The following is a 23,494-nucleotide window of genomic DNA, read 5'->3' on the forward strand; positions in this document are numbered from 1 at the left end:
CTGGCAGACGCTTAGAAGAAGGCCACGGGAATGCCCGCATCGCCGGCAGCCCGGGTGATCAGGGGGATGCTCAGACCGCTGTCGGCGCCGAAGATCGCGCTCGCGTACTCGTGCCCGAATCGCGCCAGAAAGTACACGACGTCGTCGTCACGGAGGGTGTTCTCGCGCGGTCGCGGCTGGATTCGTGCCACCCGCCGAGCAGGCTCGAGTTCCTGCGCGACCACGGAAGCATCGGCGGCGGCAACGAAGACGCCTTCGTCAGCAGCGGATGACGCCAAACCGACCATCAGCTGCAGCCGGTGGCCTGTCGGCCTGTAGTTCTCATCCAGAAACCGTGCGATCCGAAGTGAAAGAGTGTCAACGGGCCCAGTAACGGCGTCACGCATGTCTATTCTCCCCGCGTGGAGCGGAGGTTTCCCCCAGCGATGTCACGAACTGCCAGCTGAGTTCGCTGTAGCGGGCCGACAGGTCTTCGAAGAGGCGCGTACTCTCGGCACCCGGCCAGTCAGCCGGCAACAGGTCGTACGGCAACCCCGGGTCGAGGTAGGGAATCATGCGCCAGGTGTCGACACCTCTGATGTACCGGGCAAAAGCCTCGGCGGGAGTCACCTCGTCGGAGTTCACGAACCCGGTGAGCTCCGAGATGAATTCACGGTGAAGAGTTTCGAGTGCGCCGAGATCCCACCACTCGCCGATGGCCTCGCGAAGCTCTCCGGCCACCCGGGGGCGTTCCGTGCGGAAGAGGGTCGTGTACTGGCGGATGTCGAGGTCGTCGAGAATGTCTTCGACCTCGAGTGCGAGAAAGTCGGGGCAGATCCAGAGCGCCGGCGAGACCATGCCGCCACCGATCCAGTAGAGCCGTCGGCGAAGTTGGTGCCTCAGATGCCGCTGTTCTTCCGGCAACGAGAAGGAGATCAGGCACCACGCGTCATCACTTCTCATGTTGCGTGCCGAGAAGATGCGCCGGTCGCCTTTGGCGAGCATGATCGTGGCGTCGGGGTTCAGCTCATACCCGATCGTCTTGCCGACCGTCTTGGCCAGCAGGAGCTCCTTCTTCTTGAGCCGCACCACCGCCGTTCGCGTTCGGGGCGCGGGCACACCGAGTTGCTCCATCAGCTGAATGATGTCGGCGATCGACATCCAGCAGCCGACCCGGCGAAGGTAGAGCCCCACCACCGTTCGAAGGAGCGAGGTCGTGCTCCCGGGGCGGGAGTCCATGTCGTCGAGAATGGCACTCGCCCCGCGGCCCGGATGCTCGGCCACCCGGTCGGGCAGAACGAGCTCCGTTCCCGCGTCATCACCCCGGCCGGCGATGTCAGCCATGGGTCATGGCTTCGACGATCGCCTCGAGGCCGACGCGTAATTCAGAGAAGGTCGTACTGAGGGGTGAGAGACCGATCCGCAGGCCGTCGGGGTTCCGGAAGTCAGGGATCACCCCGTTCTCCCAGAGCACCTCGTTCACTGCCTTGAAGCTCTCGTGCCGAATCGTCACGTGACTGCCCCGGAAGGCGCTGTCGCGAGGACTGGCCAGCTCGACACCCAACGGCGCCAGCTTCTCGTCGAAGAAGCTCAGGACAGCTTCGGTGAGCTCGATCGATTTCGCACGGATGGCATCCATTCCCGCCTCGTCGATCAGGTCGAGCATGTCCTGCATGGCGAGCATTCCGACCACCGGGGGTGTTCCGCTGATGAACCGGCGCATGCCGGGTGCTGGCTGGTACTCCACGCGCATGCCGAAGACGTCGGCCGCTCCCATCCATCCCCAGATCGGCTGCTCGATTTCGGTCTGCAGGCGCGAAGCGACGTAGCCGAAGGCTGGCGAACCCGGGCCGCCATTGAGATATTTGTACGTGCATCCCACAGCGAGGTCGACCCCCCAGGCATCGAGCTCGGTGGGGATCACGCCGGCGGAATGGCAGAGGTCCCAGAGCACCAACGCCCCCGCTGAGTGTGCTGCCGCAGTGATTTCCTGCATGTCGGCCAGATAGCCCGAGCGGTAGGCGACGTGACTCACCACGAGGAGCGCCGTCGCATCGGAGACAGTCTCGCTCACCTGATCGGTCGTGACGCCGTACCTCTTGTCGACAGTGATGTAACGAACGGTCAGCCCGCGTTCGCGGGCGATACCCTCGATGATGAACCTGTCGGTCGGAAAGTTGTCGTCGTCGAGCACGATCTCGGTACGGTCGGGCCGAGCATCGACCGCCGCACGGATCAGCTTGTAGAGCATCACTGTCGTCGAGTCGGCGACCACCGTCTGGCCCGCAGCGGCCCCCAGGGTGAGCGCACCCAGCCGGTCACCGAGCGTCAGGGGCAACTCGAACCACTCCTCATCCCAGGAGCGGATGAGCCTCGAACCCCACTGCTGTTCGATGAACGAACCGAAGCGATCCTTCGTGACCTTCAGCGGCCGGCCGAGCGAGTTGCCGTCGAGGTAGGCGACGACCTCGGCGCTCGGCACGAAGCGCGAGGGAAACGTGGCCAGCGGGTCGAGTGAATCGCGGAGTTCCGCGTCGCCGGTGCCGGCGCCCGCACTCGCAGGGCTTCCAGAGAGAGTGGGTGACGTCATGCGAAGATCTCCTCAATGTGTGCAATGTTCAGAACTGTAGCGCCCGACAACCACGATGCCGTGGCGCTGGGGTCGTGATTGACGGGGCCCTCGATGTACGAGAGGCGGTGGCCCGAAGAACCGCCGGGATTGCCGATACGAGCCGTGAGGGCTGACACCAGCGCCTGCTGCCCCAACCCGGCAGCGGCCAGCGCGCCCAGCTCCCGCTCATTGAGGCCGACGGGCAACGGGCCGTTCCCGAGGTCCGTTCCGTACACCACTCGCCCGCCGAGGGCAGCGAACCGGGCGAGATTGTCGAGAGCGATCTCGAACCCCGGCGTGGGGGTTCCGTAGCCGTGGATGTCAAGGGTGCTGATGAAAGCGGCTGTCGTCGCGATCGAGGCGAGCTGGTCATCCGTCAACCTCTCGGTGAACGGAGTGTGGGCGAAATAGTCGACCCCCGCCTGTGCAGCACGCCAGGCCTGGCCTTCACCCTCGGCGTGCGCCACGACGGGCACCCCGAGGGCGTGCGCCTGCCGGATGATCGCCTCGAGCAGCGCGTCGTCGAACACCGGGCCGGCCACGCTGTTCAGCGTCAGCTTGATGACGCTCGCCCCTGCCGCAGCCAGCCGGGCCAGAGCACGTGCACTCTCGTCGGCCGTACGGATCTCCAGGCACGCACCCTCCGGAGCCCACGACTGGCGGCTCGGGTAGCCACCGGGAGCTGTCAGGAATGCACCCGCGAACGCGACGTCGATGCCGTAGTCCGTCTTCAGGTCGGGCATCCAGCCCAGATCGACGACCCGCGCGACGCCACCGGGTGCCAGCCCGGCCGGATCGATGAGCCCCAGGTGCACGTGCGAATCGCTGAAACCCCCGAACAGCGTTCCGGGCAGGTGTGCCACCACCTCGGTCGGCGCTACCGTGGCCTCGCCGACGGGTGCCACGTAGGCGACGACTCCGTCGTTCAGACGGAAGACGCTGGCTCCGACGAAGGCGGCTGGACCGCCCGGGGTCGAGAGGAAGGCATCGTCGGTGGTGAAGTACGAAACCGCGCCGGGCTGCGTTCTCGTGCTCACGCGCCGATCTCTGTTCGAACGGCGAAGAGTTCGGGAAAGAAGGTGAGGCTCAGAGCGCGCTGGAGGAAGTCCACCCCGGTGGATCCTCCGGTGCCCCGCTTCATACCGATGGTGCGCTGCACAGTGCGCAGGTGCCGAAAACGCCAGAACTGGAAGTTGTCCTCGAGGTCCACGAGCTCTTCGCAGGCCTCATAGACGCGCCAATTGTCTCCCGACGCCTCGTAGATCCCCTTGAACACCGGCACCAGCTCGGGGTTGAAGACGTAGGCCTTCGTGACATCGCGCTCGAGCGCACTCGCGGGGATGTCGAAACCCTGGCGGCTGAGATACCGCAGGAATTCGTCGTACAGGCTGGGCTCCTCGAGCAGCTCGCGCAGGATCTGCTGCGACGCCGGGTCGCTGTCGAAGACGCTGAGCATCTTCTCGTTCTTGTTGCCCAGGATGAACTCGACCGCGCGGTACTGGTGCGACTGGAACCCCGAGGAGTTGGCCAGAAAATCCCTGAACTCCGCGTATTCGGTGGGTGTGAGGGTGGCCAGCACCGACCACTGCTGCGTCAGCACCTCCTGGATGTGTTTGACCCGCGCGATGCGCTTCAGGACCGTTCCGATGTCGTCGCTCTTCAGCAGATCGCGCGCCGAGCGGATTTCGTGAAGCAGCAGCTTCATCCACAGCTCGCTGGTCTGGTGCTGGATGATGAACAGGAGCTCATCGTGATGAACGGGTTCGCTCACCGGCCGTTGAAGGCTCAGCAGTTCGTCGAGCGCGAGGTACGAACCGTAGTTCATTCGCTGGGAAAAGTCGGTGACGATCCCCGCTTCCAGCGGTCTCGTGTTCTCCTCGACAGCCATCGAGAACCTCTTTTCTCTCATCACTAGGGTACGTGTCAGTGACGCTCGTCACAAATTCGAAATGTTAAGTTCTCGTTTCGCACAGGATATTCCGCACCGGTCTGTGGCCGGGCACCGAATCGTCAGGGCTTCTGCACGCGACGGCGGGCAGACATGCCCGACTTGTACTGCTCGGGCACCCGGTGCCCCCTGAACTGCTGGTCGATGGCCGCGTTCAAGGTCCAGTACGGGTCGACCAGGTGCGGTCTGGCGAGGAGGCAGAGATCGGCGCGCCCGGCGATCACGATCGTGTTCGCATCGTCGACCGAGGCGATCGCACCGACGGTCATGGTCGGGATCCCGACCTCCTGGCGGATGCGGTCGCTGAACGGTGTCTGGTAGAGCCTGCCGTATTCGGGCCTCGCCTCGGCGCTGGTCTGGCCCGTCGAGACGTCGACGATGTCGACACCGTGCTCGGCGAGCATCCGGGCGAAGGCCACGGCGTCATCACCGGAGAAACCGTCTTCGACCCAGTCGGTGGCGCTGATGCGCACGCTCATCGGTTTGTCGGCGGGCCAGACGGCGCGCATGGCATCGACCACCCGGAGCGGAAAGCGCGCGCGATTCTCGAGAGAACCACCCCACTGGTCGGTTCGCCTGTTCGACAACGGTGAGAGAAAGCTCGACAACAGGTAGCCGTGGGCCGCGTGCAGTTCGATGATGTCGAACCCTGCCGTGGCGGCCAACCGGGTCGAGGCGACGTGCTCGGCGACCACCCTGTCCATGTCGGCGATCGTCAGCTCCCGCGGCATCGCACTGCCGGGGAGGTACGTTATGGCCGAGGGCGCAATCGTCTCCCAGTTGCCGTCGTCGAGAGGCTCGTCGATGCCCTCCCACATGACCTTTGTCGACCCCTTGCGGCCCGCGTGACCGATCTGCACCCCGATCTTCGCGTCGCTGTTCTCGTGCACGAAGGCTGTGACCTCGGCCCAGGCAACGGCTTGCCCGGTATTCCAGAGCCCCGGGCATCCCGGAGTGATGCGCGCATCGGGGGCCACACAGACCATCTCGGTGAACACCAGCCCCGCACCGCCGACCGCGCGCGCGCCCAGGTGCACGAGGTGCCAATTCGTGGGCATCCCGTCGACGGCGGAGTACTGCGCCATCGGCGAGACCACAATCCGGTTTGCGAGACGCATGCTCCCCAGAGTGAAGGGGTAGAACATGGGCGGAGTGCCGCTCTCGACCTCGATGCCGGCCGCGCGCGATGACTCGGCGAACCACTCATCGAGGCGGGCGACATACTCCGCATCGCGCAGCTTGAGGTTGTCGTAGGTGATGCGCTGGCTGCGGGTCAGCAGCTGGAAGACGAACTGCTGGGGTGGCAGGTCACGGTACCGCTGCACGCCCTCGAACCACTCGAGACTGGTCTTCGCCGAGCGCTGGATCGAGGCCGCGAGGGGATGCCTGACGTTCTCGTACTGCGCGAGGGCGGTGGCCACATCCGGAGCTTCGATCAGCGCGTTCGCCAGGGCGATCGCGTCTTCGAGCGCAAGTTTCGTGCCGGAGCCGATGGAGAAGTGTGCCGTGTGCGCTGCGTCGCCGACGAGTGCTGTTCGACCGGCAACCCAGCTCTCGTTCGAGACCTGCGTGAAATTCAGCCACTTCGAGGCATTGCCGATCAGCTCGTGGCCATCGAGGTAGTCAGCGAAGAGGCGCTCGGCGTAGTGCCTCGACTCGTCATCGTCGAGCTCAGCGAGGCCGGCACGCTCCCAGGTCGCGGGGTCGGTCTCGACGATGAAGGTCGAGGTCGTCTCGTTGAAGGGGTAGATGTGTGCCCAGAACATGCCGTGCGGGGTGTCGACGAAGACGAAGGTGAAGCAGTCGACGGGCCGGGTGGTTCCGAACCAGGCGTACTTGGCCGGCCGGGCGTGCACGTTCGGCTTGAACACGTCGGCGCGCGCTGACCGGGTGCGACTGTGAACCCCGTCGCTGGCAATCACGACGTCGAAGTCACGCTCCAGATCGTCAAGGCCCGGGGCCAGCGTTTCGTAGTGGATGATCACCCCGAGCTCACGCGCACGCTCACCCAGCAGCACCAGCAGTTCCTTGCGGGCCAGCGCGGCGAAGGAGTGGCCGTCGGAGCGTTCGCGAAACCCGAGGTAGTCCACGTCGATCGCGCTCCAGGTGCGGAACCGTGCTTTCACCCGTTCGAAGATCACCGAATCGGCCGCCTCGAGGTTGTCGAGCGTCTCCTGCGAGAACACCACGCCGAAGCCGAAGGTGTCATCGGCCGCGTTGCGCTCGTAGACCACGACCTGATTCTCAGGGTCGGCCTTCTTGAGCACGATGGCGCTCATCAGCCCGCCGGGGCCTCCACCGATCGACACAGCACGCACGCTCAGCACCCCACGTCGGTCAGGTGTTCGAACGTCAGCCCCAGGTCGGTCACGACGATGGCGACCGCGGCGAGCGCCTCCTTCACGTTCGCATCGGCGCAGGGGGCGAGCCCCGCTCCGGCGAGCGCCGTGAGCTGGTCGTAGACGGCGAGAAGCGCCCTCTCCTCGCTGGTGGTGGTGCGACCGAGGAGGTCGGTGGTTCGGGAAGCTGACAGGGACATGGGAGTGCCTCTTTCTGGGGGGATGGTGAGCGTCAGAGTGCCGGGCGCAGGTCGGTCAGCCGTTTGGCTTTCAATTCGAACCTCGGCAGCGAGCCGGTCTCTGCGCGGTCGACGATGAAACGCAACCCTTCATGAGCATCTGCCAGCTCGGCGGCGAGCCGCGAGCTGAGCTCTCGCCAGGCCTCGTCGTTCACACTGGGAGACGGCTCGACCTGAAGCGTGATCTCGTCGCGGATTCCCTCGCGCGTGATGCGCAGCTGGAACTCCTCGATCGACCCGAAGGTGCGCACGATCCCCTCCACCGCCCGAGGGTAGACGTTTGTGCCGCGAACGAGCTTCATGTCGTCGACCCGGCCGAGAATCCCGCCCTCGTAGAGGTCCCAGGTACGGCCGTTGGATGCCCGGCTCGACGGCATCTTCTGAACCAGGTCAGCCGTGCGGTACCTGAGCAGCGGAATCATGCTGCGCCCGAATGAGGTGCACACCCGCTCCCCGCGTTCGCCGTAACCGAGTTCCTTCCCCGTCTCCGGATCGATGACCTGTTCGATGAAGTGGTCTTCGATGATGTGGCAGCCGCCCGGCTGGTCGGCAGGCTCGAACATGAAGATCGTCGATACTTCGGTCATACCCGCGGTGTCGAACGCCTTCGCCCCCCACTGCTCTTCGATGAGGGCTTTCGTCTCGGGAATCGACCCGGCCGGTTCTCCCGAGAGGATGATCGTCTTCACAGCACTGCCGCGGAGGTCGATTCCGAGCTCCTGGGCCTCCTGTGCGAGGCGAAGTGCGTAGGTGGGCGTGCTGGCCACCACCGTCACCCCGAAGTCGATGATCTGCTTGATCCGGCCGGCCGTGGTCTGGGCTCCACCCGGGATCGTCATCGCCCCGATCTTCTCGAGCCCGTAGTGCAGCCCCCAGAACCCGATGAACGAGCCATAACCGAAGGCGATGTAGCCGACGTCCGACGGGCGGACTCCGACTCCCCAGAGGGCATAGCTCCACATCTCCGCCGACCACTTCCAGTCCTTGCGACTGTCGAGGGCTCGCAGTGGCATCTTGCCCGACGTGCCACTCGTGGTGTGCATCCTTACCGCACTCTCGGCGCCCGCCACAGGCAGTTCACCGTAGGGCGGATACGCGATCTGGCTCTGCATCCATTCGTCGCGGGTGAGAAACGGAATGCGTTCGATGTCGGCCCACGACCTGAGCTGATCGGGGCTGAAGCCCGCCGCCCTGAACGAACGCTGGTAGAACGGACTCCGGGCATCAGCCCACTCTGCGACGCGGCGCAGTTTGGCGAGCTGAAGCTGCCGAAGCTCCTCGCGGGGCAAGGTTTCGGTCTTCGGGTTCCAGTACGGGGAGTGATCCATCATTACCTCGAGGCACGTCGGTTCGTGGCGCCGGAATGCGTCACTCAGGCAATATAACCAAATCATGACGCGCGTTCTGTTTCTGTACTATTAATTCGGTGTTACGCCGACCTGAGAGAGCGCGAGTCAGTTGTCCTCCCGCCGGAATTGCGTTGGCGGCACCACCGCGCTGCCGAAACAGAAGCACTAGTCTCAGCTGTGGCTACATTCAGAATCCTGCTGATCCGCATCGCCGTCTCGCTGGGCTCTGCCTGCGTCGGGCTCCTCGCCGCAGCGCTGCTCATCACCGAGGTGACGCTGACCTGGGAAGGGTTCCTGGTCACGGTGATCGTGTTCACGGTGGCTCAGAGCCTGATCGTCCCGCCCGTATTGAAGGCCACGACCCGCAACGCGCCCGCCTTCATCGGGGGGATCGGCATCGTCGCCACCCTCGTCTCCCTGCTCATTGCGGCCGTCATCGCCAACGGAATCCGCATCTCGGGGATCCGGGCCTGGATTCTCTGCACCCTTGTCATGTGGCTCGTCACCGCCGTCGGCAGTTTCCTGCTTGTCAGGTACCTGAAGAAGCAGGGGCGCCCCGCGGCCCGTCGCTGACTCCGGCCCGCACCCTCGGTTGTCCCCTGTTTTGCGGACTGCGTTCGTGCGCCGGTCACCATAGCCTGATTCATGCGGTTGCATAAAGGCGCTGCTTCAGTCCCGGAATCACAGACCCGGCACCACAGACCCGGCACCACAGACCCGAGAGCACTCCTCCCATCGACGAGCCAGACAGCGAGCCTCCCCGCTACCTCCCCCAGGTGATCACCATCACGGTTCTGGTTCTCATCGGCATAGCGGTCTTCTGGGTGATCTCGCACAAGTGACGGATGCGAGCATGAGCGTTGCGAACGCGGCCGCAAGCCTCATCACGAGTACGCTCATGACCAGCCCGCACCTGACACGGACGCATGAGCAAGCCTGAGAGGCACGAATGTCTGAACCACTGATTCCTGAACCTCGTAAAACGCCCGCTGTGGGCCCGGGCTGGTACCCCTCGCCGACCGGCACCTCGGAGTTGCGCTGGTGGGACGGCTACCAGTGGACGGAACACGCGATGGCCAGCGCACCGGTCAGTCGGATCGGGCCTTCCACGCCGGTGTACAACGCCTTCATCTGGCTCATCGTGCTTGTTCCGTTGATCGACACGGTGGCCCTCGCGATGCTGAACTTCGGCTCACTGATGACCGACAGTATGCGGGCATCCCTCTACAACCCGGGTGCGAGCCGCTACTCGTCGACATCGATGATGTACACACCCGGTTACATCGCAGTGCAGCTCATCGGGCTGGCTATCTATGCCATCATCGTTGTTCTCGCCTACCTGGACTGGAAGCGCCTCGGCACGGTCGGATTCCCCCGCCGTTTCCACTGGGCGTGGGCCTTCCTCTCAGTCGTCTATGTGATCGGGCGTTCCGTCGTCGTCAGGCAGCAGACCGGCCGGGGACTCGCCGTCATCTGGGTCTACATCGGCGTGTTCGTGATCCAGCTGATCGTCATCGGTGTCCAGGTTGCGAGCGCGATCGGCTCGATGACCCAGATCGTTCAGCAGTACTCACGCACCTGAGGAGTGCGCCGCACAGGCCGTGCCGTACAGCCCGTGCCGCACAGTCTTCACTGAACCGCGGCGGTGAGCCTCGACACGTTGTCGAGCAGCTGGGACCGCACCGGGCGTTGCAGCCAGTCTTCGAGCAGCAGTTCGCGTGAGTGCAGCAGGTAGTCCTCCTCGACTTCGCGCAGCGCGTCAACAAAACGGCGCCCACGGACGAGCAGCGAGACCTCGAAGTTGAGACTGAATGAGCGCATGTCCATGTTGCTCGATCCGATCACGGCAACCTCATCGTCGATCGTGAAGTGCTTCGCGTGCAGAACGACGGGCTTCTCGTAGAGGAAGATCCGCACCCCCGCGCGCAGAAGAGCTTCATAGTATGAACGCTGTGCGTGATAGACCACCGCCTGGTCGGCCACCTCGCAGGCGAAGAGGTGCACCTCGACGCCCCGCTCCGCGGCCGTCGTGATGGCGTAGAGCATGGAATCGTCGGGCACGAAGTAGGGGCTCACGATGACCAGCCGCTGCTGGGCCGCGTAGAGCAGCGCATTGAACAACCGGAGGTTGTTCTCGCCTTCGAACCCTGGGCCGCTCGGTACGATCTGGCAGTCGAGCGTGTCTGACGACTCGACGACACGGATCGACTCGGTCTCGCGGGTGAGCAGTTCGTCGGTCTCGCTGTACCAATCGGTGATGAAGATCGCATTCACACCCGCGACCGTCGGGCCCTCGATCTTGACCATGAGGTCTTTCCAACGCAGGCCCTGCCGGATGTTGCTGCGCTTGTTGTACGAAGGGTCGACCATGTTCTGCGAACCCATGAAACCGACGAGACCGTCGATCACGAGAACCTTGCGGTGGTTCCGGAGGTCCGGTCGACGACACGAGCTCCGGAACGGATAGAAGGGCAGCATCTCCCAGAAGTCGATGTCGTTCGCCCGCAGCCATCGACGGGTGGCACGGCCTCTCGGGCTGCGGATGGTCGAGATGTGGTCGTACAGGACCCTGACTGTGACTCCCCTCTTCTGGGCGGCAAGCAGCGCATCGAAGAAGGGTACCGTCGTCGCGTCGCGGCTGAGGATGTAGAACTCGACGTGTACGTACTTCTCGGCAGCCTCGACCGCCGCCGTCATCGCCGCAATCGACTCGGTGTAGTCCGGCAGGAGTTTGACATCGTTGCCACCGACCAGCGGCATGGCACCCAGCGTGCGATTCAGTTCGACGACCGAACTGAACCACTCCGGCCAGGTCTCGTTCTTCGAGACGAGATCGAGCCCCTCTGTCGTCTCCAGAATGAAGTTGTTGATCTCCTGCTGCTTGTCTCGACGCGCTTTGGGCAGCTTGGTCGTTCCGAACAGGCTGAAGAAGAGCGTCCCGGGGATCGGGGCGACGAAGATCGCCATCAGCCACGCCATGGCTGCCGTGGGCCGCCGATTGCGCGGCACCACGATGACGGCACCGATGCGGATGACGATCTCGGCGATGAGAACAACGATCGGCACGACCTTGAACAGCTTGTGCCGGCTCAGGCGAGCCAGTCCTTCTTTCACGCTCTTGCACCCCATCGTCGAAACCTGTTGACCGCTGACATTGCCACCCCGCGGAGATTGTTACCCATTGAGCCTGCCACACCTTAGCGGTCACCCGGCCCGAAATCGAGGCCCCGCCACGGAATCGCACCGTGTACTACCGTCATCGCATGCCTGGTTCTACCCTCCGTTCCTTCCATGAGAGATTCATCGTCGAGACACGACCCGTGAACGCCACGGTCAAGCGAAACCTCTTCATCATCTCTGCCGTCCTCGTCGGAGCCGGCCTGGTGTTCTTCTTCGTGATTCTGTCCAGCGTGCTGCAGAAAGACGATGTCTCGAGCATCGATGCACCGATCGAGAGCTGGATCGACGCCCGCCGCACAGACTGGCTCACGGTCGTCATGATCGGCATAGCAGTGGTGTTCGGTCCGATCGCACTGCCGATCATCATCCTGGTCGTCACGGTGAGCTGGGGCATCTTCGCCCGGCACATCTGGCGCCCGCTGCTGCTCGCTCTCGGCACCCTGACCGGCGTGATCGTTGTGCAGATCATCACCCGGCTGGTCGGCAGGCAACGCCCGCCCGTCTCGCTCATGCTCTTCGGGACCGACACGACGTTCTCCTTTCCCTCAGGCCACGTTCTCGGTGCGTGCGACTTTCTGCTCCTGCTGACGTACCTGGTCTTCTCGCGCAAGAAGAACCCGCGGGTGACTGTGGCGGCATTCGTCGTCGCCGCCCTGCTCATCTTCGCGGCGGCCGTGTGCCGGGTCTACCTGGGATACCACTGGGCGACAGACGCCCTCGCTTCGATGTCACTGTCGCTGGTCATCCTCGGGCTCATCGTCGCGCTCGACACGTATCGCACTGTGCGTGTCAGATCAGAGGCGGGCACGCAACGCCCGCACGCCGCTGTAGACACCGTAGGCGATCAGGCCGGCGCCCACGATCCAGAGCAGCGCCATGCCCAGCGGCACGGTGGCCAGGCTTCGGAGGGCCCCGTCGAGGCCCGTCGCTCTGCCCGGGTCGACGGCGAACGCAGCGACGGCGAAGAGCACGCCCACAAGTACCAGCACGATTCCCTTGGCCACGTAGCCGAGAACACCGACGAACACGATGGCGGTGCCGGCCGTGCCAGAGGGCACTGAAATGTCGTCGGTGAACTTCTTCGTGGCACCCTTCACGACGAAGTAGACGCCGATTGCCGCTATGGCGATGCCGATCACGACAGCCAGGATCTGCCCACCAGGTGTCGCCAGGAGCCCTGCACTGGCCTGGCTCGTGCTCGACGCAGAATTCGATGAGCCGCCCTGCGCGAAGGTCAGTGCTGTTCCGCCAACCGCGAGGTAGACCACACCCTTGGCGACCTCCTTGACGATGTGCGAAACGCGTTTCTTCGGGTCGGTAGCCCGAAAGAGGAAGGCACCGAGGATCAGCCAGAGCCCCAGGGCAGCAAGTCCGACGACCACGACCCAGAGTACGAAGACACCGCCCGGAGCGCTCGCCAACTGGGTGAGCGCACCCGATTGATCGGCTTCGCCACCCCCCGTACCCACAGCGAGGCCGATGGCGATCAATCCGATCAGGATGTGCAGCAGTCCGTTGACCGCAAATCCCAGCCGGGCAAGGCCACGGAGCACAGGGCTGTTCGACACCGTACGTGCGGCGGCTTTCGCGTCAGGCATGCGCGTCCTCCTTCGCACCGGGACCGTCATCACTGATGACATTTGCATCGGCATCGGCATCGGCACCGGCATCACTGGTGACACTTGCGTCGGCAGCGTCGGCAGCATCGGCAGCATCGGCAGCATCATCATCACCCGAGCTGTCGTCGGCGACCTCGGCCGGAATGCGCACAACCAGCGCACCGGCGTCGACCCACGTCTTGAACGCCACCGCCTCACCGAAGGCGTCACCGTCGAGCTCGATGTGCTCTGCCCGGTTGAAGCGCGCGGTGACGGACGCCCCCTTGTCGTACTCCATCGCCCGGACCTCCTTCACCTCACCCATGAGCTTTCTGCCCATCGACGTCCGCCGGATGATCCCGTTCTCCCACGCGACTCGCGCCCAGATCTGGATCCAGCCGAAGAACCCCTTCGGTCGGAGCATCACGATGTCGAAGACCCCATCGTCGACGGCGGCATCGGGCAGCAGCAGCATGTTCGCCGGCAGCGAGCCGCAGTTGCCGACGATGAGCGTGTGGGCACGAAGAGCGCGGGTCGGATGATCGCCGAGCCGATACCGGAAGCGCAGTTCGTCTTTGTCTCTCAGCGCCAGCGAGATCGCCTGCACATAGGCGAGCCAGCCCACTCGCTTCTTGAGCTCGGAGTTCGTATTGGCGATCATCTTGGCGTCGATCCCCAGCCCGGCCATCACGAGGAACGCGTGCCTGTCCCGGGTCGAATCCGCCCGTTCGATGTCGATGACACCCAGGTCGATGGAACGGTTCGCACCCGTGAACGCCGTCGCCAGAGAGTGGTCCATGTCGTCGAGGGTGAGCGCGAGGTTGCGCGCGAGCAGGTTTCCGGTGCCAGAGGGCAACAGCGCAAGGGGGATGCCTGTGCCCCGGAGGGTTTCTGCCACCGCGCGAACGGTTCCGTCCCCGCCTGCTGCGATGACGACATCGACCTTCTGTTCGACGGCCTTCCTGGTGATCTGCTCTCCGGGGTCGTCTTCGCTCGTCTCGAGCCAGAGCGTGGACGCCCAGCTGTTCGCCGCCTCCTGCGCCTCAAGCGCCGCACGCAGCTGCTCGAGGTCGACTTTGATGGGATTGTAGACGAGGGCGGCCGTCTTCTGCTGGTTGTCTGCGGCACTGGTTACTGCCTCATCAGCGGCGGCGTGCCTGGGCTCGTTCGAGGGCGTCATGTCGTGTGCTCCAGATCGTCGGGTTTTTCATGCACGGGCTGCTCGTGTTCGGGCTGCTGGTGTTCAGACGGCCTTCTCCGGGTCGTGAGGTAGAGGCGGTGCGCGGTGATCACGATGGCGAGCCAGGCGGCCCCGAGCATCCAGCCGGCGAGCACATCGGTGAACCAGTGGTGCCCGAGGTAGACGCGGCTGAGACCGATCGACAGGGCGAAGAGCGTGGCGACCGCGATGGTGGTCACCCGGGCCCTGGCGGTCTTCTGGCGCAGGATCAGGAGATACGCGATGATTCCCGCGATGACGACCGCATTGAGCGTGTGCCCGCTCGGGAAGGAGGGCGAGTATTCGTACGGTGGTACGGCGTCGGCCAGGGGCGGCCTGTCGCGGCCGATCAGGTCTTTGCCGGCGATGGTCATGAGGAGGGAGCCGGTTCCAGCAGCCGCGATGAGGATCACCGGCGTCCACGACCGCCGCCGAGCGGCCAGAATGACGATGGCCCCCACCGCGATGATCGGCATGCCGATCGGCCCGGCGATGTCGGTGTAGGCGGTCACGATGGCGTCGAACCAGGGCGAACGGGCCGACATCATCGCAGCCAGCAGCGGCTTGTCGAGCCCAGCGACGCCGTCGGAATCGGTGACGGCGTCGTAGACCTGGGCGGCGGCGGCACTCAACAGCACCACGATGGCCATGCCGAAGGCCAGCGTGAGGATGAGCGCGCCGTGCGGACCGAGCCTGGCCGACAGCCGGCGAGTCAGTTGGGCGAGAAGGCGCCCGATGGGGCTGTACCAGTGAGTGAGATCGCGAGACCCCACAAATCGATCGTGGGTCAGCTCTCCCCTGACTCCCGAGTCTTTCGGGCTCGCCGGTGTCACAGGAGGAAGTTCCATACTCCGATAGTAGGCAGCAGGTGCCGCATCGCTCGGGGGCTTGCGCGCCCACGCCGCGCTCGGTAGGCGGCTCTGCACTGCATACTTGCAGATATGAACGATTCCTCTCGCCCGGCACTGTCGCCTGACGCAGACGACCTGCTGATTCTCCTGGCGGTTTCGCGCACCGGCCGCTTCCTCACGGCGGCAGAGAGCCTCGGCATCAACCACACCACCGTCTCGCGGCGGATCACCTCGCTCGAGCAGGCACTCGGTGGCCGGGTGCTCGCCCGGTCGGCCGGCGGCTGGGAACTCACCGCCCTGGGCGAGAAGGCCGTCGGGGCGGCCGAAGCCGTCGAGGCGGCCGTGAGCGAACTCACAGCGCCGCCCGACGAACCCCGACAGCTCAGCGGCGTGGTGAGACTCTCGGCAACCGACGGGTTCAGCGCCTATATCGCGGCTCCTGCGGTCGCTGCGCTGCGGCGCGAGCATCCGAATCTCAGCGTCGAAATCGTCACCGCAACCAGGCGGGCGCTGCAGCACCGGTCTGGCCTCGACATCGAAGTGGTGGTCGGCGAGCCGCAGGTTCACCGCACAGAGGCCTTCGAACTGGGGCACTACGCCCTCGGAATGTACGCCTCCCGTACGTACCTGCGCGAACACGCCACTCCGACGACACTGCCCGAGCTGATGATGCACCCTCTGGTGTACTTCATCGACTCGATCCTGCAGGTCGACGACCTCGATGCGCCGCGCCGGCTCGTGCCGACCATGGTCGATGGAGTCAGTTCGACGAACGTCTTCGTGCACGTCGAGGCGACGCGCGCCGGTGCGGGGATGGGTTTTCTGCCGTGCTTCATGGCCGACCAGCACGCCGACCTGGTTCGTGTTCTGCCTGAGCTGGTCGGCGAACGGCTGGCCTACTGGATGGTTCTCCGCACCGAGGCGCTCCGTCAACCGGCCATCGCTGCCGTGGCGTCGGCACTGCGCTCACGCATGATCGAGTTCAGCGACGCCCTCGAGGGGCGCCCCGGCAGCCGGATGATCGGCAGCCCGTACAGCTGACAGGGCACGTTCGTGGCCGCTAGCGCCTGCTCAGCGAGCCGACCAGCCGCCGTCCATCGTGTAGCTCGCACCGGTGACCATCGTCGACTCCTCGGAGGCGAGCCAGCCGACGAGCGAGGCGACCTCCGACGGTTCGACGAGTCTCTTGATGGCACTCTCCGTGAGCATGATGCGGCTGAGGACTTCTGACTCAGGGATGCCGTGCACCTCGGCCTGCTCGGCCAGCTGCTTCTCGACCAGCGGAGTCCGCACGTAACCGGGGCTGATGCAGTTGCTTGTGACACCCTTCGGGCCGCCTTCGAGAGCCGTCACCTTCGACAGCCCTTCGAGTCCGTGTTTCGCCGACACGTAGGCGCTCTTGAACGGGGATGCGCGCAATCCGTGAACCGACGACACGTTGATGATGCGACCCCATTCACGTTCGTACATGCACGGCAGAACACGGCGGATGAGCAGGAAAGGCACCTCGAGCATGAGGGTCACGATCATCCGGAAGTCGCCGGGGGCGAAGTCCTCGATCGGCGACAAGCGCTGCACACCGGCGTTGTTCACGAGGATGTCGATGGGCGGCAGGGCGCGGGCGAGTGCTTCGTCGGAGACCTGGTCAGGGTCGAGAAGGTCGACCTCCCAGGCGGTGCCGCCGATGTCAGCCGCCACGCGCCGGGCAGCGTTGCCGTCACGGTCAGCCACGATGACCTGCGCACCCCGCGAGGAGAGGGTATGGGCAACTGCCTCCCCGATTCCACTTGCGCCGCCAGTGACCAGCGCTGTCTTGCGTTCGAGAGAGTTCGTCATGGTTCAGGAGTATCACTGCACTGGAATGCGGATCAATCACCGAACACGCACCCGCACTGTGCAGATTTGCAGATTAATGGATTTCGCGCACAAACGCGGCCACGGGCATCCGGGACCTGTGAGCCTGCCCCCGAATGCCGTCGGCTGGCGAGCGTCAGCAGACAACCGCGCTCGGCCCGCAGCGCGTCAGAACGTGAAGTCGTCGTACTCGAACAGGTCGGCGCCCAATTCGGCTTCCCCGCTGCTCGAGAGTGCAAATGGCTGTGCCGAGGAGTGCGCCAGGGGCTGTTGCCACAGTTCATCGACCTGCACGACCGCGTCGAATTCTTCGAATTTGATCGAAGAGCTGGGCGTGATCAGCAGAGCGACGCGCAATTTCGAGGTGTTCAGTACGTCGACGAAACCTCCGCCCATGCGGGCTGCATCGGCGAACATCGCCTTGAGGCCCGACACGTCTCTGCCCTCCGGGAGGAAATACCGCTCATTGTTCACCGTCAATCGGTACGTGCTCACCAGTACTCTTTTCACTCGTTGGACCAGAGCGGAGTGCTGACGCACTGCCCGTTAGTATGGGTAAGTATCTCAGAGACTGAGTAGCTTGCACTCTGGCTGTTTTGGGGATTGACACAGTTCACTCGCCCGGCAACCTGGTGCAGCCACGAGCCAGTCACACTCTGGGATCGATACGGGAACCAGCGGGGAGAATCGGATGTTCGGGCAGACGGGGCCGATTCAGGCCGTCGATGGCTTACCGGCCGCTACCCTCGTACTCCTCCGTGCGCTCGACAAGATGAGAAGCCGCTTCGCGAGTGAACGCGAGCTCACACTGTCGGAACTCCGCGTGCTCTCGCGTATCGCCGAAGCGCGCCAGGCTTCGCCCAAGATGCTCGCCGGCTCGATGAACCTGACGACCGGTGCCGTCACAGCAATCTCGGATCGCCTGGTTGAACGCGACCTGATCGTCAGGGTCGCCCACCCAAGCGATCGGCGGGCCATCTTCCTCGAACTCACGCCGGCGGGTGAAGCGGTCATGGCCGGCGTCTACGACGACTACCGGGGTGCAATCACGGCTGTGGCCGACACCATGACCGGCGAAGAGACCGAGCTCCTCGAAGGCCTCCTGTTGCGGCTGGCGACGTCTCTCGGCTACCCGCTTGAAGATGGCCTCGCTGGGGCGCAGTCGACCACCTCCGCAACCTGAGATCTCGCGCTTGCGCGGGCGCGCGACTGCCGGAGCTCTTGCGGGGTGCTTGCGGGGTGCTCGCGGGTCTCTTGCGGGGCGCTTGTCGACGGCGAGAGGTCGGAGTGGACTCGTCACCGAGTGGTGGTTTTGCTGGCCGGCGAGGATTCTGGCTAGTGAGCCCGCTGGCCGGTGAACAGGGTAGCCGGTGAGGATTCTGGCCGGTGAACACGTTGGTGCCGCCACAGTTGGCGTCGGCCTCAGACCACCTCAGACAGAGACCAATCAAGGTCGTTCGACGCTGCCTCATAACCGGGATCACTGGCCGAGGAATGCGCCGTGAAGGCATGAACTTCACGGCTGATCGCCTCATCGGTTCTATCGTTGCGGCCCGGCCGATCGCCAGACATCTCCTGCGCGTGAGCCGAGAAAACGGACAGGTGCCCTGTTGACCCTGACACGTGCCTCGTGGGCTCAAAGTCGTGACTGACCCGCTCTGCCAGGTAGCCAGTCTGCTCGGGCGCCAGGCCGGTTGACTCTGAAACGTCACGAGCCACACTGGCACTGCCGCGGGATTCAATCGCCCGCGAGAGTGAAACCAGCAGACCGGCGACGATACAGCCACCGACGAGTGCCGCCAGTTTCGAACTCAGATTCCTGTTCACTTTGCTCCCTCAGGTGTGGCACATGCGTGCGGCTCCGGTGTCGGCCTGACGATCGACACCTGTCACCGGGGTCTGGGGAAAACAGTACAAAAAACGTACCATCGCGGGGTTGGTCACGAAAGGGGCTGCCCAAGTCTTGAACATCCCATGGTGACGAGAGGCTCAACGCGCTCAATGCTTCTTCATTCATCGCCTCCTCCTCCACAGACAGTCGATTGAGCGAGTTGTCCACTGATCGGGGGTTTTGAGTATCGAGCGTTGGGGGTGGGTGGTTGACTGTTCTCATGACACGAGCATTACTCACCGATGATGAGGTTGATCCCCTCCCAGCTGATTCGACTTTCACCAACCCCGATTGCTTCGGCACAGAGCTGGGTTCGTCGTCGTCATCAGTGTCGCGTCGGGACCGGTTCGCGGCGGCGGTCGCTGCGGTGGTGGTGTCGCATCGGGCGATCGCGGCCGCGCACGCCGCACACGCCCTCCTCGTCGAGGAAGCAAGGATCGCGGGGTTCGCGTTGCACACCCAGGACAGCTTCGCCAGCAGTGGCGGCGGGGGCCCGCAGTGGTCCTCCGACCAGATCGTCGAGCGCCAGGTCGTCCTCGAACTCGCCGTCGCCCTGCACCTCACCGAGCCCGACGCGAGGCGACTGGTCGACACCTGCGAAGGTCTTGCTGGCCCGTTCACGACCACCCGTGAAGCCCTTGCTTTGGGGCGGGTGTCGTACCGGCACACCGAAACGATTGTCACCCGTTCGCACCCGCTGCCCCGGGAAGCGTTAGGGAGGTACGAGAAGGCGGTACTGCCCTGGGCGCGGAAAGTCACCGCGCAACGCCTCGACAAAATAGCCCGCGCAGTCGTAGAGGAAGCACAACCCCGCACCGACACCCAACGCCACACCGACGCCGTCACGGGGAGGCGCCTGTATCTGGAACCCGGGTCCGACGGGATGGCGTACCTGACCCTGTACACCGCCGCCGTCGAAGCGGTCGCCATCCACAACCGCGCCACCGACATGGCCCGCTCCGCCAAACACAACGATGACCCCCGCACCCTCACCCAACTCAAAGTCGACGTCCTCACCGACCTCATGCTCAACAGCGACACCCACACCCCCCGCGTCACCCCCCACATCCGGGCCCGCGTCAACATCACCGTCCCCGCCCTCACCCTGTTGGGCCGGAACCACCAAGGCGACCCCGACCCCGACCAGACCTCAGGCCCAGCAAACCTCGAAGGGTACGGCCCGATCGACCGGCACACCGCCCTCACCATCACCCGCGACGCCCACTCCTTCACCCGCATCCTGACAGACCCCGCCACCGGTGTCGTCCTCAGCTACGGGCGGCAACGCTACAAACCCCCCACCGACCTCGACGAACTCATCCGGCTCACCCACACCGAATGCACCTTCCCCACCCCCTGCCACCCCTCCACCACCGCAGACCTTGACCACACCATCCCCTGGGCCGACGGCGGCGAAACCGCCTACAACAACATCAGCCCACTCTGCACCACGCACCACAAAGTCAAACACCACACCCAATGGACCATCCGACAAACCCCCGGAGAAAACGGGCACGCCCCGACCATCACCTGGACCTCACCCGCCGGCCACCAATACAACATCGAACCCACACCACTCACCAAACCCATCATCCAGTTCACCGACGACACAGACGACGAAGCCGACGGCCAGCCCGATCGCTCAGACAACCCCGATCGCTCAGACGACCCAGATCGCTCAGCCAACTCAGACACCTCAGACGGCCCAGCTCGCTCGGACAGCTCGGACAGCCCAGACAGCACAGGGCATCTCGCAGACCCAGAATGTTTCCAAGGGGCGCGTCACCCAGATGACGGTGACGCCCCGCCATTCTGAATTCGAACTCAGCCAGTCGACGCCACGGGGAATCGCCACGCAGACAGGCTGCTGGCGGCAACGCACACGAACCGGGAAACTGCGCGACTGAGTGAGCCTCAACCCCACTGGGGGCGCGAAGCCCCGCTCACAGTCACGCTCGCCAGCCATCAGGCTGGGACGAATCCCACACGGCGGTGAGCGTCGGTCAGATCAGGCTCTTGGTATGCCAGACGGTCTTGGTTTCGGTCAGAGTCGTAATCCGGCCGAGAGTCGGGTAGCCGGCGTCTGGCCCGGTCTCGGGAGGCAGTACACGTTTGAGCGTTTCGGCAGCCGCAATCTGGAGGTCGACCCAGTCCAATGCTGACGCACCCGAAAGGTCGAGAGCATTCACGTCCGCGTGCGACGCGAGCCAGGGAGCGATGTCCTTCGGTGACCCGGTGAGGATGTTGAGCGCTCCTCCTGGTACGTCACTCGTCGCGAGCACCTCGGCGAAGCTGATCGCTGAGAGCGGGAACTGCTCACTCGCGAGAACAACAACCGTGTTCCCGCTCACCAGTGCGGGGGCTACGACACTCACGAGGCCGAGCAGAGACGAATCCTGCGGCGCCACGATCGCGACGACGCCGGTGGGTTCTGGCACGGACAGATTGAAATAGGGCCCCGAAACGGGATTCGCGTTGCCGGCGACCTGTACGTACTTGTCACACCAACCGGCGTACCAGACCCACCGGTCGATTGCCTCGTCGACCTGAGCCCCGGCGATTTCTGCCGTCACGGTCTCGGCCTGAACGATCTCGTCGACGAACTGGGCGCGACGACCCTCGAGCACCTCGGCGATGCGGTAGAGCACCTGGCCACGATTGTAGGCCGTCGCTCCCGACCATCCGGACACCGCTGCACGGGCAGCAACCACTGCGTCCCTGGCGTCTTTTCGGGAAGCCTTCGCGGCGTTGGCGAGAAAGGCTCCGGATGCACTCCGAACCTCATACGTGTACCCGGACTCGCTGCGCGGGAACTTGCCTCCGATGAACAGCTTGTACGTCTTCGGAACAGCGAGATGTGTCATTTCGAGACCCTCTTTCGTCGCGATGCGGGTAGTGCCGGTGCTGGTAATGCTGTCGCTGGCGCTGCCGGCGCTGGTGATGCTGACGCCAGAATCGGCGCTGCCGGGCTCAGGTACGCGGCCAGGCCGTGCTTTCCACCCTCGCGGCCGTATCCAGACTCCTTGTAGCCACCGAACGGGCTGGCGGGGTCGAACTTGTTGAAGGTGTTCGCCCAGATGACGCCTGCGCGCAGTTTGTCTGCGACGGCCAGAATGCGGCTGCCCTTGTCGCTCCAGATCCCCGCCGAAAGCCCGTAGGGGGTGTTGTTGGCCTTCGCAATCGCCTCGGCGGGCGTGCGGAAGGTGAGCACCGACAGCACAGGCCCGAAGATCTCCTCCCGGGCGATCCGGTGGCTCGTCGACACGTTCGTGAAGATCGTCGGTGCGAACCAGAACCCGTTCTGCGGCAGCTCACACGGCGGGCTCCAGCGTTCGGCTCCCTCAGCCTCACCTGCAGCAGAGAGCGCCTCGATGCGAGCGAGCTGCGCTGCGCTGTTGATGGCACCGACATCGGTGTTCTTGTCGAGGGGGTCACCCACCCGAAGCGTCGCCATGCGAGCCTTCAGTCGTTCGACGACTTCGTCGTGCACGTTCTCCTGCACGAGCAACCTCGAACCGGCGCAGCAGACCTGGCCCTGGTTGAAGAAGATTCCATTGACGATGCCCTCGATGGCCTCGTCGATCGGTGCGTCGTCGAAGACGATGTTGGCCGCCTTGCCACCCAGTTCGAGGGTGACCTTCTTGTTCGTGCCGGCCAGCGATCGAGCAATCTCGCGCCCGACTGCTGTTGATCCCGTGAACGCAACCTTGTTCACGCCGGGATGGTTCACGAGCGCGCGACCAGTTGCTCCGTCACCGGTCACGATGTTGACGACACCTGCGGGGAGGTCAGCCTGCTGGAGGATCTCGGCGAAGAGCAGCGCCGTCAACGAGGTCGTCTCGGCCGGCTTGATCACCACGGTGTTTCCGGCGGCAAGAGCTGGCGCGATCTTCCAGGCAAGCATCAACAGGGGGAAGTTCCAGGGGATGACCTGGGCAGCAACCCCGAGCGACGAGGGGTTTGCGCCAAGGCCTGCATGGTCGAGCTTGTCGGCCCACCCTGCGTAGTAGAAGAACCATGCAGCGACAAGAGGGACGTCGACGTCACGGCTCTCCCTGATCGGTTTGCCGTTGTCGAGCGTTTCAGCGACGGCGAGTTCTCGGGCTCGCTCCTGCACCAGGCGGGCGATGCGGAACAGGTATTTTCCCCGGTCGCGCCCCGACATCGTCGACCACACCGTGTCGTAGGCCAATCGCGCAGCGACCACTGCAGAATCGACATCGGCGTCATCGGCAGACGAGATCAGGGCTATGGTCTGTTCGGTCGCAGGCGAGATCGTTTCGAAGGCGGTGCCTCTGCCGTCGACGAACTCACCGCTGATGAAGAGGCCGTAGTGCTCCTTCAGATTCAGCAATCCGGTTGACTCCAGGGCCGGAGCGTATTCTAGAAAAGTCACAATAATCCTTCAGCTTCGTAGTCTGCGTCGTCTATTTCTT

At 64.4% G+C, this 23,494-nt stretch carries 21 protein-coding genes and 1 pseudogene; 6 read left to right on the forward strand and 16 right to left on the reverse strand.

What is annotated here, in order from left to right:
- Nucleotides 1–11: 11 nt before the first annotated feature.
- From JOE66_RS13350 to JOE66_RS13385, 8 genes are all read right to left on the reverse strand, one after another.
- Nucleotides 12–386 carry a hypothetical protein gene (locus tag JOE66_RS13350; RefSeq protein ID WP_205110180.1) on the reverse strand — a complete coding sequence of 125 codons (375 nt, stop codon included), beginning with the start codon at nt 384–386 and terminating at the stop codon, nt 12–14.
- Nucleotides 379–1,323 (reverse strand): PaaX family transcriptional regulator, encoded by a 945-nt coding sequence (locus JOE66_RS13355; RefSeq protein ID WP_205110182.1) that lies wholly within the window; start codon nt 1,321–1,323, stop codon nt 379–381. Before JOE66_RS13355 ends, JOE66_RS13350 begins: the two co-directional genes overlap by 8 nt.
- On the reverse strand, nt 1,316–2,569 hold the full coding sequence (locus JOE66_RS13360) for a kynureninase (RefSeq protein WP_205110184.1): 1,254 nt from the start codon (nt 2,567–2,569) through the stop codon (nt 1,316–1,318). The genes JOE66_RS13355 and JOE66_RS13360 overlap by 8 nt, the downstream gene beginning before the upstream one ends.
- Complete coding sequence (locus JOE66_RS13365) at nt 2,566–3,627, reverse strand: amidohydrolase family protein (RefSeq protein WP_205110186.1); 1,062 nt, start codon at nt 3,625–3,627, stop codon at nt 2,566–2,568. Before JOE66_RS13365 ends, JOE66_RS13360 begins: the two co-directional genes overlap by 4 nt.
- Nucleotides 3,624–4,478 (reverse strand): tryptophan 2,3-dioxygenase, encoded by an 855-nt coding sequence (locus tag JOE66_RS13370; protein WP_205110188.1) that lies wholly within the window; start codon nt 4,476–4,478, stop codon nt 3,624–3,626. Before JOE66_RS13370 ends, JOE66_RS13365 begins: the two co-directional genes overlap by 4 nt.
- 122 nt (nt 4,479–4,600) lie before the next feature.
- Complete coding sequence (locus JOE66_RS13375; RefSeq protein ID WP_205110190.1) at nt 4,601–6,847, reverse strand: bifunctional salicylyl-CoA 5-hydroxylase/oxidoreductase; 2,247 nt, start codon at nt 6,845–6,847, stop codon at nt 4,601–4,603.
- An 11-nt stretch (nt 6,848–6,858) separates the two neighbouring features.
- Complete coding sequence (locus JOE66_RS13380; RefSeq protein ID WP_205110192.1) at nt 6,859–7,077, reverse strand: hypothetical protein; 219 nt, start codon at nt 7,075–7,077, stop codon at nt 6,859–6,861.
- Nucleotides 7,078–7,109: 32 nt separating this feature from the next.
- On the reverse strand, nt 7,110–8,447 hold the full coding sequence (locus JOE66_RS13385) for a phenylacetate--CoA ligase family protein (protein ID WP_205110193.1): 1,338 nt from the start codon (nt 8,445–8,447) through the stop codon (nt 7,110–7,112).
- Nucleotides 8,448–8,642: 195 nt separating this feature from the next.
- On the opposite strand from JOE66_RS13385, the gene JOE66_RS13390 reads away from it, so the two are divergent.
- Both JOE66_RS13390 and JOE66_RS13395 read left to right on the forward strand, forming a co-directional pair.
- Nucleotides 8,643–9,038: a hypothetical protein gene (locus JOE66_RS13390; protein WP_307827205.1), complete on the forward strand. Its 396-nt coding sequence runs from the start codon at nt 8,643–8,645 to the stop codon at nt 9,036–9,038.
- A gap of 376 nt (nt 9,039–9,414) precedes the next feature.
- Nucleotides 9,415–10,047 (forward strand): DUF2510 domain-containing protein, encoded by a 633-nt coding sequence (locus JOE66_RS13395; RefSeq protein WP_205110195.1) that lies wholly within the window; start codon nt 9,415–9,417, stop codon nt 10,045–10,047.
- A gap of 47 nt (nt 10,048–10,094) precedes the next feature.
- On the opposite strand, the gene cls is transcribed toward JOE66_RS13395, so the two are convergent.
- Nucleotides 10,095–11,579, reverse strand: a complete 1,485-nt coding sequence (gene cls, locus JOE66_RS13400; RefSeq protein ID WP_307827206.1) for a cardiolipin synthase — start codon at nt 11,577–11,579, stop codon at nt 10,095–10,097.
- 383 nt (nt 11,580–11,962) lie between these two features.
- On the opposite strand from cls, the pseudogene JOE66_RS17680 reads away from it, so the two are divergent.
- Nucleotides 11,963–12,409: pseudogene (locus tag JOE66_RS17680) on the forward strand (phosphatase PAP2 family protein); the annotation flags it as partial.
- A gap of 30 nt (nt 12,410–12,439) precedes the next feature.
- Here the strand turns inward: JOE66_RS17680 and JOE66_RS13410 are convergent.
- The 3 genes from JOE66_RS13410 to JOE66_RS13420 are packed head-to-tail and all read right to left on the reverse strand — an operon-like array spanning nt 12,440 to nt 15,310.
- Entirely contained in the window at nt 12,440–13,243 is an 804-nt protein-coding gene (locus JOE66_RS13410) for a DUF1206 domain-containing protein (RefSeq protein WP_205110199.1), read from the reverse strand.
- Nucleotides 13,236–14,423, reverse strand: a complete 1,188-nt coding sequence (locus JOE66_RS13415) for a diacylglycerol/lipid kinase family protein (protein ID WP_205110201.1) — start codon at nt 14,421–14,423, stop codon at nt 13,236–13,238. Before JOE66_RS13415 ends, JOE66_RS13410 begins: the two co-directional genes overlap by 8 nt.
- The gene (locus JOE66_RS13420) at nt 14,420–15,310 is read right to left on the reverse strand and encodes a phosphatase PAP2 family protein (RefSeq protein WP_205110203.1); all 891 of its coding nucleotides are present in this window, start codon (nt 15,308–15,310) and stop codon (nt 14,420–14,422) included. The genes JOE66_RS13415 and JOE66_RS13420 overlap by 4 nt, the downstream gene beginning before the upstream one ends.
- Nucleotides 15,311–15,403: 93 nt before the next feature.
- Between JOE66_RS13420 and JOE66_RS13425 the strand changes: the two genes are divergently transcribed.
- Nucleotides 15,404–16,354 carry a LysR family transcriptional regulator gene (locus JOE66_RS13425; protein WP_205110205.1) on the forward strand — a complete coding sequence of 317 codons (951 nt, stop codon included), beginning with the start codon at nt 15,404–15,406 and terminating at the stop codon, nt 16,352–16,354.
- A 30-nt stretch (nt 16,355–16,384) separates the two neighbouring features.
- Here the strand turns inward: JOE66_RS13425 and JOE66_RS13430 are convergent, their stop codons facing one another.
- Together JOE66_RS13430 and JOE66_RS13435 are read right to left on the reverse strand one after the other, a co-directional pair.
- Nucleotides 16,385–17,149 carry a 3-hydroxybutyrate dehydrogenase gene (locus JOE66_RS13430; protein WP_205110207.1) on the reverse strand — a complete coding sequence of 255 codons (765 nt, stop codon included), beginning with the start codon at nt 17,147–17,149 and terminating at the stop codon, nt 16,385–16,387.
- Nucleotides 17,150–17,335: 186 nt separating this feature from the next.
- Nucleotides 17,336–17,662, reverse strand: a complete 327-nt coding sequence (locus tag JOE66_RS13435) for a hypothetical protein (protein ID WP_205110210.1) — start codon at nt 17,660–17,662, stop codon at nt 17,336–17,338.
- A gap of 196 nt (nt 17,663–17,858) precedes the next feature.
- Here JOE66_RS13435 and JOE66_RS13440 point away from each other — a divergent pair, with 196 nt between their 5' ends.
- Nucleotides 17,859–18,350, forward strand: a complete 492-nt coding sequence (locus JOE66_RS13440) for a MarR family winged helix-turn-helix transcriptional regulator (protein WP_205110212.1) — start codon at nt 17,859–17,861, stop codon at nt 18,348–18,350.
- A gap of 928 nt (nt 18,351–19,278) precedes the next feature.
- On the forward strand, nt 19,279–20,874 hold the full coding sequence (locus tag JOE66_RS13445; RefSeq protein ID WP_205110215.1) for an HNH endonuclease signature motif containing protein: 1,596 nt from the start codon (nt 19,279–19,281) through the stop codon (nt 20,872–20,874).
- A 187-nt stretch (nt 20,875–21,061) separates the two neighbouring features.
- Here the strand turns inward: JOE66_RS13445 and JOE66_RS13450 are convergent, their stop codons facing one another.
- Entirely contained in the window at nt 21,062–21,922 is an 861-nt protein-coding gene (locus tag JOE66_RS13450; RefSeq protein WP_205110217.1) for an aldehyde dehydrogenase family protein, read from the reverse strand.
- On the reverse strand, nt 21,919–23,454 hold the full coding sequence (locus tag JOE66_RS13455; protein ID WP_205110219.1) for an aldehyde dehydrogenase family protein: 1,536 nt from the start codon (nt 23,452–23,454) through the stop codon (nt 21,919–21,921). Before JOE66_RS13455 ends, JOE66_RS13450 begins: the two co-directional genes overlap by 4 nt.
- Between the last annotated feature and the right edge of the window lie 40 nt (nt 23,455–23,494).

Origin of the sequence: Subtercola frigoramans (assembly GCF_016907385.1) — a bacterium.
Lineage (GTDB): Bacteria > Actinomycetota > Actinomycetes > Actinomycetales > Microbacteriaceae > Subtercola > Subtercola frigoramans.